Origin of the sequence: Flavobacterium pectinovorum, assembly GCF_022802975.1 — a bacterium.
GTDB classification, from domain to species: Bacteria; Bacteroidota; Bacteroidia; order Flavobacteriales; family Flavobacteriaceae; genus Flavobacterium; species Flavobacterium pectinovorum_B.
This window is the reverse complement of sequence record NZ_JAFEVZ010000007.1, coordinates 100,531-113,549: the sequence shown is the minus strand read 5'-3', so window position 1 is coordinate 113,549 and position 13,019 is coordinate 100,531. Positions and strand designations below refer to the sequence as shown.

General features: G+C 35.8%; 5 protein-coding genes. All 5 read left to right on the top strand.

The features are described 5' to 3' along the window. The first annotated feature begins 132 nt into the window (after positions 1 to 132). The 5 genes from pelA (at position 133) to FLV_RS11875 (ending at position 12,855) form a co-directional block, all read left to right on the top strand. Positions 133 to 1,695, top strand: a complete 1,563-nt coding sequence (pelA, locus tag FLV_RS11895; RefSeq protein ID WP_243234065.1) for a pectate lyase — start codon at positions 133 to 135, stop codon at positions 1,693 to 1,695. 138 nt (positions 1,696 to 1,833) lie between these two features. Next, a complete protein-coding gene (locus tag FLV_RS11890; RefSeq protein WP_243234064.1) occupies positions 1,834 to 2,820 on the top strand; it encodes a pectinesterase family protein in 987 nt (328 codons plus the stop codon). A gap of 38 nt (positions 2,821 to 2,858) precedes the next feature. Next, complete coding sequence (locus tag FLV_RS11885) at positions 2,859 to 5,327, top strand: glycosyl hydrolase family 95 catalytic domain-containing protein (protein WP_243234063.1); 2,469 nt, start codon at positions 2,859 to 2,861, stop codon at positions 5,325 to 5,327. 35 nt (positions 5,328 to 5,362) lie between these two features. Next, positions 5,363 to 8,416, top strand: coding sequence for a glycoside hydrolase family 2 protein (locus FLV_RS11880; RefSeq protein ID WP_243234062.1), 3,054 nt, complete (start codon positions 5,363 to 5,365; stop codon positions 8,414 to 8,416). Between the two features lie 113 nt (positions 8,417 to 8,529). After that, entirely contained in the window at positions 8,530 to 12,855 is a 4,326-nt protein-coding gene (locus tag FLV_RS11875; RefSeq protein WP_243234061.1) for a hybrid sensor histidine kinase/response regulator transcription factor, read from the top strand. The last annotated feature ends 164 nt before the right edge of the window (positions 12,856 to 13,019 follow it).

Sequence of the window (13,019 nt, the reverse complement as noted above, 5' to 3'; positions counted from 1 at the left end):
TGAAAACAATAGTTAGGTTATACAATGTTTTAGTTAGGTTTTAGTGGTAATAAAATAGTGATAAGACGAATGACGGATGGTCATATAAAAGATTAAATATTTTAAAGAGGATTTATAATTAAATAATAATTTATGAAAAATGCGATAATTTTAATTGGTTTGTTTGTTTTGTTTTCTTGTTCTTCAAGTGATGTTGAAAAACAGGTTCATGTAAAAACAATTGTTATTAATGGAGACAATTCACTAACGGCGATGCCTAAACAGCTAGTAGCAACTGTACTTCCTAATGAGGCCCAGAATAAAGAGCTGACATGGAAGGTCTCAGATCCTGCCATTGCTGTAATTACTGAAAAAGGCCTTTTAACCGGAATAAAAAACGGGAATGTAACAGTTACGGCTACAGCAAAAGATGGATCGGGAACTACTGCCGAAAAAAATTATACTGTTTCCGGGATAACAGAACCAGCGGTGTTTGTACAAAGTATAGCTATAACAGCAGCTACAATTACAAATGGTCAGCCATTGCAATTAACAACTCAAATTGCACCGGCAAATGCAACTAATAAAACATTAAGCTGGTCTGTTTCAAGCGAGGCTACAGCCACTATTAGCCCAGAAGGATTACTAACGCCTAAACTTAATGGGACAATAACGGTAACAGCTGCAACTACTGATGGAAGCGGAAAAAGCGCACAGCTTCAGATAACTATTTCTGGGGTAACTACAGTTTATGCCACAAAAGTAAGATCAGAAAGCATATTATTATGGCAGAGAAATAACGGCGGGTGGGGAAAAGCGGTTGCCGACTTAAATTTGTATAATACTGAACAGACTACGCAGCAAAAAGCTACAGCTCTGGCTTCAAAAAATAATACCGATACTACGATTGATAACGGACATGTGGTAACCGAATTACGATGGTTATTGGCTGATTACAAAACGACTCAAAATCCTAATTATTTATTGGCAGCAGAAAAAGCGATTGACTGGCTTTTTTTGGCACAATACGCTAATGGAGGCTGGCCACAATATTATCCCGATAAAAGTGGCTACAGACATCAAATAACCTATAATGATGGTGCGATTGCTAATGTAATGAATGTAATGTGGGATATCATTAAAGGTAAAAATAATTTGGATGTTGTAAATCCAATATACAAAGACAAGGCGGTAACTTCATTTAACAAAGGAATCGATATCATATTACAAACACAGATTACTTATAAAGGAAAAAAGACTGTTTGGTGCGCACAACACGATGAAGTGACTTTAAAACCGGCATTAGCGAGAGCATACGAATTGCCTACTTTCAGCGGTTCGGAATCAGTAGGGATTGTACGTGTTTTAATGCTTGTGGAACAGCCATCAGCTGCAGTTAAACAAGCCGTAAAAGATGCAGTTGATTGGTTTAACGGAGCGAAACTTTTAGATATTGCAACAAAAAAAATCAGTGATCCTTCGCAATCATCAGGTGAGGATGTTGTGGTTTATTCTTCGCCGGGAAGCATATTGTGGGCAAGGTTTTACGATTTAGAAAATAACCTTCCATTATTCTGTGGACGCGATGGAATCCCAAAGAAAACATTAGCAGAAATAGAAAACGAAAGAAGAGTAGGCTATTCATGGTATGGTAACTGGCCTAATGGGTTAATAGGTTCAGAGTACACCAATTGGAAAACGAAACATGGTTTATAGAATAGTTTATAGTTAATTGTAGTTTTTGTTTACATCAAGGGTTGAAATATCAATTAATAGCAGATAAATTCAGCCCTTGATTTTTATTGAAAAAGATTCATCTGGAAAATAGTATTTAATAATAAATAGAATAAAAGAATGATTTTAAGTTTTGTAATGGCCTCTGTCTTTTTTATGAATTTTTCGTCGGGTAATGTTCTGAAAGAAACATCAAAAAAAGAAGTCAAATTATACGATATTGTGGTCTCTGCTGATGGAAAAGCCGATTTTAAAACCGTTCAGGAAGCAGTAAACTCCGTTGCTTCTTTTAAAAAAACAGAGACTAAAATTTTTATCAAAAACGGTACTTACAAGGAAAAGTTAGAAGTACCAAAAGATAAAAATCATATCACTCTGACAGGAGAAAGCAAAGAAAATGTCATTCTTACTTATGATGATTATGCATCAAAGAAAAACAGTGAAGGAAAGGATATAGGAACTTCCGGATCTGCCAGTTTTATTGTTACAGGAAATAATTTTAAAGCCAGAAATATTACTTTCGAAAATTCATCCGATCCTGTTGGGCAAGCTGTAGCTGTAAGAGTTGACGGAGATAAAATAATCTTTGATAATTGTAAATTTTTAGGCTTTCAGGATACCTTATATCCTCGGGATACAACAAGCAGGCAATATTATAAAAACTGTTACATAGAAGGAACTACCGATTTTATTTTTGGGGCATCAACAGCGATTTTTGATCATTGTGAAATTTTTGCAAAAAGAGGAGGCTCTTACCTGACGGCAGCCAGTACTCTGGAAACGAATCCGTATGGTTTTGTGTTTTTTAACTGTAAATTGACAACCAATGCACCAAATAATTCCTATTATTTGGGAAGACCATGGCGAAATTTTGCCAAAACGGTATTTATAAAATGCGAAATGGGAACACACATAAAAGCCGAAGGATGGCATAACTGGAGTAAACCTGAAGCTGAAAAAACTACTTTTTACGGTGAATATTTGTCAAATGGTATCGGTGCAAATACTACTTCCCGTGTAAGCTGGTCTCATTTATTAACTGAGGACGAATACAAAAAAGATTATACACTTAAAGTAATATTTAAAGACTGGACTCCTGTTTTGTAAATATTAACAGGATAGCCGACTTTATAATTAAATAAAAAATGAATCAAATCAGAATTATTACAAGCTGTTTATTATTAAGTATAAGTGTTTATAATGTCAATGCCCAGCAAAAATTAAAATTACAGTATGACAAGCCGGCATCAAACTGGAACGAGGCTTTACCGCTTGGAAATGGCCGTTTGGGGGCTATGGTTTTTGGAAATCCTCAAAAAGAAGAGCTTCAGTTAAATGAAGAAACAGTCTGGGCAGGTGAACCGGGAAATAATGTACCTAAAAATGTTTATCCGGACATTCAAGAAATTAGAAAATTGCTTTTTGAAGGGAAAAATAAAGAAGCTCAAAATTTAGCAAACAAAGCATTTCCGAGACAGGCTCCAAAAGATTTAAACTACGGAATGCCTTACCAAACGGTTGGGAGCCTTTGGATTGAATTTCCGGGACATGAAAACTATTCTGATTACAGGAGGGATTTAGATATAGAAAAAGCAGTTTCATCAGTAAGTTATAAAGTAAACGGAACAACCTTTAAAAGAGAAATTCTAACCTCTTTTTCAGATGATGTAATTATAGTGAAACTGACTTCCGATAAGAAAAAAAGCATCAGTTTTTCCCTGTCAGCAACTAGTCCTCAGCTATTGAGTAATTTCAGGACTCAGGATAACAACCTTTTTTTTGAAGGAACAACCGGAAGTGCTGACAACAAAACAGGCAAAGTAAAATTTGTGGGACAGGCTGCCTGTATTTTAAAAGGAGGAAAATTAACTGCTGCAGCTGATAAGCTCACCATCAAAGATGCTGATGAGGTTATCATTCGCATAGCAATAGCAACCAATTTTAAAAATTATAAAGATCTGTCGGCAGATCCATCTGAAAAAAGTACTGCTGTTTTGGCAAAGGCTTCCAAAAAAAGTTATGCAGAATCTTTTAAGAATCATGTGACAGCTTATCAAAAATATTTCAACAGGGTTTCTTTGTATTTAGGGGATTCGCCTCAGTCTAATAAAACGACAGATATTAGAGTTAAAGAATTTGCGACTTCGTATGATCCGCAATTGGTGGGACTTTATTACCAATTCGGAAGGTATTTACTGATTTCGAGTTCACAGCCCGGTAATCAGCCAGCGAATCTTCAGGGAATCTGGAATCATAAATTAAATCCGGCATGGGACAGTAAATACACGGTAAACATCAATACTGAAATGAATTACTGGCCTGCCGAAATCACCAATCTGAGCGAAATGCACCAGCCTTTATTCAGCATGCTGAAGGATTTAGCTGTAACAGGAAAAGAAAGCGCTTCAGAGATGTATCATGCGCGGGGCTGGAACATGCATCATAATACCGATTTATGGCGCATGACCGGAGTTGTCGATGGCGGATTTTACGGGCTTTGGCCAATGGGAGGAGCGTGGCTTACCCAGCATTTATGGCAGCATTATCTTTATACTGGCGACCGTGAATTTTTAAAAGAATATTATCCGGTCTTAAAAGGTGCCGCACAATTTTATCTGGATGTACTTCAGGAAGAACCGGAGCATAAATGGTTGGTGGTAGCACCGTCAATGTCTCCTGAAAACACATACGAGAGTAGTGTAGGGGTTTCTGCAGGAACAACGATGGACAACCAGTTGGTTTTTGATACTTTTAATAATATAATAAATGCTTCCAAAATTTTAGAAAGTGATAAACCCCTTGCCGATTCGGTTGCGGTTGCTTTAAAAAGACTGCCTCCAATGCAGATAGGTCAGCACAACCAATTGCAGGAATGGCTTCACGACCTGGATAAACCCGACGATCATCACAGGCATATCTCTCATTTGTACGGATTGTTTCCATCTGGTCAGATTTCACCATTTAGAACGCCTCAGCTTATTGAAGCGGCAAAAAACACCTTAATATCAAGAGGCGATGTTTCAACAGGCTGGTCTATGGGCTGGAAAGTAAACTGGTGGGCACGATTATTAGACGGAAACAGGGCTTTCAAATTGATAAAAGATCAGTTAAGTCCCGCACCGTTAGAAAGTAAAGGACAGTCGGGAGGAACTTACCCTAATCTTTTAGATGCGCATCCGCCGTTTCAGATTGATGGTAATTTTGGATGTACAGCCGGAATCACTGAGATGTTACTGCAAAGTTATGATGGCGCTATTTATCTTCTTCCTGCCTTGCCGGATGATTTTAAAAACGGAAAAGTTAGCGGTTTGAAAGCAAGAGGAGGTTTTGAAGTGAGTATGGAATGGGAAAACGGAAAAGTAAGGCAATTAACTGTAAAATCTGCCTTGGGCGGAAATTGCAGGCTTCGAATTGCATCTGATGTTGTGTTGAATGGAGAAGTTGCGTTAGCTGATGCCAAAGGAGAAAATGCAAATCCTTTTTATCAGGTTGAAACGATAAAAGAGCCTTTAATTGCTGAAAAAGTGTCATTAAAAGGATATAAGTCTCCGGACACCAAATTGTATGATTTTAATACAGTAAAGGGGAAAACGTATATTTTTAAGGCGAAATAATTTTCATTAAAAAACGAAAGATTGATTGAATTTTTATGAGAAAGTATTCTAAAGGTTTTAAAGTTAAAGCGGCAATTTTTATTATCGCTTTAAGTGTCACAAATTCATTCGCCCAGAAACAGCGAATCGTTCAGGATATATCCAATAATGACTGGAAACTTTGGTTGGATCCAATTGCCCAATGGCAAAATGATGTATTATTTACTCCGCCGGTTGATGTCAAAAAACTACCAGTTAATATTCCAACCGGCGGCTGGCAGGCACTTCAAAAAGGAGAAAGCAAAACGGTACATCTTCCGGCAACGGTTGAAGAGTTTCATTGGGGATGGAATAACAATCCTTTTGGAGTTTCAGGAAATTATCTTGGAATTTCATGGTTTACAACTCAGGTCAAAGTGCCGTCATCAATGAAAGGGAAGCGAATTGTTTTGCATTTTGAAAGCGTGCGTTTCAGGGCTGAGGTTTTTGTAAACGAAAAACTGGCAGGTTATGATTTAATCAACGGAACTCCTTTTGATGTTGATATTACGGATTATGTAGCAATAGGAAAATCGAATTCTATAGCGGTTAGAATTACCGATCCAAACGGAAATTTCGACTGGAGAGACAGTTCTAATTATATGTGGGGAGACTATCGCACCAATCCTACTCACGGATTTGGAGGTATTACAGGAAAAGTGAGTATTGTAGCCACAGATAATGTTTTTGTGAATGATATTTTTATAAAAAATAAGCCGGCTTTGAATGAAATCGATGCCGAAATTTCATTGACTAATAATACTTTTGCTATTTTTAAAGGAAATGTTGTATTACAAGTAAGCGAAAGAAAATCCGGTAAATCAGTTTGGGAAAAAAGCTTTCCGATTGAGGCTGTAAAAGGAGATAATCCGTCACAATCTTATACTATAAAGCTGGATAACGCAAACCTTTGGGATGTTGATAATCCTAATTTATATGTATTAAAAGCGACGCTTAAAAACGACAAAGAAGTAAAAGACATTGCAGAGAAAAAATTCGGTTTTCGCTGGTTTGAAGTCAAAGAAATTGAGGGAGACAAACAGTTTTATCTAAATAACAAGCGTATTGTTGTAAGAACGGCAATTTCATGGGGTTTCTGGCCCATAAACGGAATTGCGCCAAGCGACGAACTGGCAAAAAAACAAATTATCGATGCTAAAGCTGTAGGTTTGAATATGCTTAATTTTCACAGAACTATCGGGCAGACAAACGTTTTAGATTATGCCGACGAAATGGGGCTGCTATACTATCAGGAACCGGGAGGAAATCAATTTCCGGCCAATCAGTTCAATCCGAAAAACGACTTAGAAAAAAAACAATCTGATTTTTATTTTGCTGGCCGCGACGAAAAATTCTTCCGAATGATAAAGCGGGACAGAAGCCATCCTTCGCTTGTAATTTATAATATGCATAACGAAAGAGGAGCAGAGCCTCAAAAAAAAGACAGCTTACAGATGCTGGCAGGTCACAAACTGGATCCAACCAGAATTATGACATATAATTCCAGTAATGGCCCGATAAAAACAGGAATAGATCCGCGTTTTAAATTGCACTTGTTACCTTATAGCAATCAGTTTTACAATTTCGGCTGGTTTGACCAGCATCACGCCGGAGGTCCCGGAGTTTATCATGATAACTTATATAGTAATCCTAAAAAGTATGCAAAGTTTACAGATAATAAAGAGGAAATTGTGTATTACGGAGAAGAAGGAGCCATTGGTACACCGCCACGATTACAGCTGATTAGAGATGAAATCCTGAAAAGAGGTAAAAATATTGGCTGGGAAAGTGACGATTATTTAAAATGGTACGATGCTTATGATAATTTCCTGAAGAAAAATGATTTCCAGAAGTCTTTTCCAAATGTAGACAGTCTGACCAGACAAATGGGGAATGTATCGTTTTACTATCAGGGACGTACAATTGAGAATGTCCGAATCAATAATACAATTGACGGTTATGCGGTAAATGGATGGGAAAGCATGAAACTGGAAAACCATTCGGGTATTGTAGATAATTACCGAAATTTAAAAGGAGATGCAGATTTAATCGCCCGTTACAACAAACCTTTGTATGTAGCGGTAAAACTAACCAACAAAGTTTTATCTGTAAAAGATACTACGGTTGTCGACTTTTTTATTGTAAACGAAAAAGACATCAAAGGATCATTTGACCTGAAGGTTAAAGCAACAAATAACAAAAAAGAAACAGTCTGGACCAAAACAATTCCGGTAACCGTAACGGGAGGTACTACCTATGGCGAGTTATTATCGGCTAAAAATACTTTCGCACCCGAAACAGAAGGTTATACGAAGATTACCGCCGAATTGGTTTCAAAAGACAATGCGGTAATAGCCATTGGAAGCGATGAATTATTTGCCGTAAAACTGAACAAAGAAAAAATTGCCTCTAACATAATGGTTGCCGATACTACAGGAATTGTTGGAAAGTATTTCGATTCAGAAAAAATTAGTTTCAAAAATTATAAAAGCGGAAACCCATCCGGGAATTGCCTGGTGATTGGTGGTTTCAAGCCACAACAAACTGGAAATCCTTTGGTAACAGACCTATTAGAATGGGTAAATAACGGAAACACTATTGTTATTGTTAATGATATAGACATCTGGTCTGCCTATTTTGCCAAAAAAGAAGCAGCTGATTACAGAGGATTCAAGACATTGGGAACATCATGGTACGGAGGAAATTACTTTGTAAAAGAAACCAAATGGTTCGACGGTTTGCCACAGTCCTGCGTGTTCAACTGGGAATACCAGTGTTTTGCAACTTATAATAAAAACAGAATCGGGCTCCGGATGTTTAACGGAGAAACTATCGTGGGTTGTGTTTCCGATCATAAGCAGGAAGTGTATTCTGCCTTAACTGTTATGCCTCACGGACGCGGAAAAATCATTTTCTGTGCGCTGGATATTTTTAGCTGTATAAAAGAAAATGAAGTCCTTAAAAAAGCAGAAGGCGATGGCGAAAATGCCTCTATGAAAACATTTAACGTGTCAGCAAAAAACAAAGCTAACATTGTAGGGCAGCAGCTTTTGCTCAATCTGTTAAAATGATTTGTATGAGAACGCCGATTGAATACTTTTACGAATAAGCAAAAGATCCGGATCGGCGTTTTTAATTTTGAGTTTAGATGGCTAACATCGATCATGTTTGAATTTATAAATTAATGAAACAGACCTGTAAATATTTATTTTCTTTTTTAGCACTTCTATTTTCATTAAGTATTATAGGGCAGCAAAATTATGCTGTCAAAAATTATTTGGTTGAGGAAGGTCTTCCTCACAACGTAATAAACCAGATATTACAAGACAAAAAAGGCTTTATTTGGCTGGCAACTTACAATGGCATAAGTAAATATGACGGATACACTTTTAAAAATTATAAATCAAAATCGTCTGAGAAGGTTTTTATGAAAAAGAACCGGATCGACCGAATTGTTGAAGACAAATACGGAAGAATCTGGATCAGGTCTAACTCGGCACAGTCAAATGCTTATTGTTTTAATCCGGAAACAGAGTCTTTCTGGAGTACTTCCCTTATCAAAAATCCTTCGGTTCAGGATTTTCCGCTGACCAAAATAATTTCCCAAAAATCAGGATATGTATGGCTCATCTCAGAAACTTCAGGATGCATCCTTGTAAAAGATGCTGCATTTAACACGAAAGTGTACAATAGAAATTCTCATAACCTGCCTGCTGCTAATGTTCGTAATGTATATGAAGATCGTCAGGGAAATTCATGGTTACTGACTGACAACGGAATAACACTCATCAAAAAAGATAAACTGGATAAGCCCATTCATTATTTTTCAAACAAAAAAGGTGCTGTAAAATCATTTTATTCCGCTATTGAAGTAGAGGATGAAATCTGGTTTGGTGCTTCTAATGGCAGAATAGTAAAATATTCCAAAGCTGATCGTACCTTCAGAACTACCATATTAGAATTAAATGCCAATATTACACGCTTAGAAAAATTAAATGACCAGACGATACTGGCCATAACAGATCAAAAAGGCTTTTGTACGATTGATATTCATACCCACGCTACTCAGATTTATGATTCAAAATCATACCCTCAATTAAATACTTCAGATCTGGTTCCGATTTCAATAGTACAAAATCATTTGTTCTGGTTTGTCAGGGATAATGAAAAAGGAATTTATTTATTTGATTTTAATACACAAAAATTAAATTACTTTCTTTCTGATTTACAAGGAATTAAAAAGCTTTCAACCTCAGAACACGCCTTTGTTTTTTCAAACAATAAAGGTGAGATCTGGGTTCAGCCCAATGGTGGCGTATTTTCTAAATTTGACCCCATTACCCAAAAAATAACGCCATTAAATACCGAATCTTCTTCTGAACCTGTAAAAAACTTTCATTGTGCTTATTTCGACCGACAGGGAAATTTATGGTACAGCTCACAGGCATCAGGGCTTACTAAAATTACTTTCAGCAATACGAATTTTAAAACACTTCCTTTTCTTAATTCTGAAGTAAGATGTATATATCAGAAAAAAGATGGCAATATTTGGGTTAGTACCAAAGGAAATCAGCTTGTAATTCTGGATAAAAATTTAAATAAAATTGGTCATCTTTCTGCTTCTGGTATGTTGGCAGACAATTCGACATGGAATAAAACTGTTTACAGCATAACAGAAGATGTTGATTCAAATATCTGGATTGGCACAAGAGGCGACGGGCTTTACAAATTCACTCCGCAAACAAAGCCTTTTACTTATCATGTAACGCATTATAAAAATGAACAATCAAATCCGTACAGTTTGTCCAATGATGATATTTATTCGATTTATCAGGATAAAACAAATCAAATCTGGGTGGGTACACTTGACGGATTAAATCTTGTTCGTGATAAAAATGAAAAAGCAAAATTTATTAATTATAAAAATGACTGGAAATCGTATCCCAAAGCAAGCTTTAAAAAAGTCCGTTGCATAAACCAGTCCAATAACCTGATTTATGCAGGTACAACAGATGGTTTACTTGTTTTTAATTCCAAAAATCCTAATAAGATAAGCCATTATGAAATAGAATCTAATTCGGATAAAAGCCTTAGCGGTAACGATATAATTGATCTTTGTATAACCCAAAAAAACGAAATATTTATCGCTACCTCAGATGGCGGAATCGATAAGGTAATCAGGAAAAACAATGTAGGTTTTCCTGTAAGTTTTAAAAGTTTCAAACAGCTTAATGGTCTGCCTTCAGATAATATTGTATCACTACAGGAAGATGCGAATGGAGAAATCTGGGTTGCTGCAGATTATAACCTGACACGTTTTAACCCGGAGCGTGAGGTTTTTGAAGTGTTTCCTCAAATAAAACTGATTACAAAAGGGCATAATTTTTCAGAAGCAACCAAGTTCCGCCTCAGTAATAACGAATTGCTTTTTGGTTATGCAAATGGCATTTTACATTTTTTTCCGGATCAGATTAAGTCTAACAATTTCTCGCCGTATCTGGCATTGACAGATTTTAAAATTATGAATCAGAAAGAACCGGCAAACAACAAGCCTCTTTTTGATACTGCAATAGACAACAGCCGTGAATTAATTTTAAAACACAATCAAAACTTCTTTAAAATTGAATTTGCCGCACTGGATTACATGAATTCCGCCAACATTAAATATGCTTATAAATTAGAAGGATTTGATGAAAACTGGAATTATGTTCAAAATCAGAACAGCATTATCTATACGAATGTCCCAAAAGGAGATTACATTTTTAAGATAAAATCAACCAACAGTCAGGGAATTTGGGTTAACAATGAAAGACAGCTTCCTGTCACAGTAAAGCCCTCTATCTGGAATACCGCTTTTTTTTATATTCTCTATGGAGTTCTAATTCTGGCAATCCTGTTTCTTATAAATTATACATTGATTACCATTTACAGGTTAAAAACAAACGTAAAAGTAGAGAAACGAATGTCTGAGATGAAACAAAAGTTTTTCATCGATATATCTCACGAAATTCGTACACCTTTAACTTTAATTTCTGGTCCGATCGAATATCTGATAAATGATAACAGAACGCCCGAAACAATTAAACAACAACTATTATATGTTTCGCAAAGTTCAAATCGATTATTAAGACTGGTGAACCAGATTTTGGATTTACGAAAATTTCAGGACGTTAATCTTGAAGTTTCAGAAATAAACATAGCAGAATTTGTTAAAGCCATTTTTAATGATTTTATTGAAATAGCCAAAGAACAGGATATAGATTTCTCCTTTTATGAAGCAGTTGGAAACACCAAAATATGGGCTGATAAAAATGGTCTGGAAAAAATAATAATGAACCTGTTGTCTAATGCTTTTAAATATACTCCGAACGGAAAATCTGTCAGAGTCAGTATTGCAAAAGATGAAAAACAAATTGCCATCGACATTATTGATTCAGGCATTGGAATAGCTCAGGACAAAATTGGTAAACTTTTTACCCGATTCGTATCTTTTAACGATAAACGAAATAATCCAAGTACCGGTATTGGTTTAGCGTTGGTTAAGGAACTTATTGAAAAACACAATGGTTCTTTAAATTTAGAAAGTGAACCTGATAAAGGGAGTACTTTTTCTGTATATCTGAAACTTGGAAAAGAGCATTTTGCTGAAGATGTTATTTTTAATCTGGAAGAAAATAATGCGGAGATAGCAGATACCACTGAAATAACGTCTGATTTATCTTCGAAAAGCAATCACGGGAAAATTAAGGTTTTAGTTGTAGAAGATGATGTTAAATTAAGGACATTTATAACAAATATCCTTGAAAACGATTATCAGGTTTTAGAAGCAGAAAACGGAAAAACGGGTTATCAGACTATACTAAATGAAAATCCGGATTTTATAATAAGCGATATCATGATGCCTGAAATGAACGGTATCGAACTGCTGAAAAAAATCAGGACTACTATTGAAACCAGTCACGTTCCTGTTATTCTTCTTACCGCAAAAACAACTATTGAAAGTCAGCTCGAAGGATTAAGTTATGGTGCTGATGATTATATTACAAAACCTTTTAGCGTATCCTATTTAAAAGCCCGAATAGAAAATCTTCTTGCTCAGAGAAAACGACTTCAGGATATTTTTGGTTCCATTAAAGAAAATGAATTTAAAGAGTTTAATCCAAAACCTCATTTAATCTCAGACCACGATGAAGAGATCATGTTAAAGGTGATTCAGGTCATCGAAGAAAATATTGACAACAATGATTTTTCGGTTGAAGATCTGGGTTCGTTTGTTGGGCTCAACCGAACGACTTTTTATTACAAAATCAAAAGCCTTACGGGATATTCTCCTGTTGAATTTATAAGGGATATTCGAATAAAACGCGCAGCCCAGTTAATTACAACCAATCAGCTTTTAATAAAAGAGATTGCTTATATGACAGGCTTTTCAGATATAAAATATTTCAATAAATCTTTCAAAAAAAAGTACGGTGTAACGCCGATGGAATATCGCAAGCAAAATATGTAATCAGGACTTTATTTCAAAAGTAATGCCCACAACCTTTATGTAATACGGCTTTGATATCATAAAATGTTTTTAAAATTAACCCGTTGGGTGAAATCAATCTTTTTAATCAATTTCACCCAACGGGTTTATATTTAATTTGAAAACAGAAGATATTCCGTTATGCC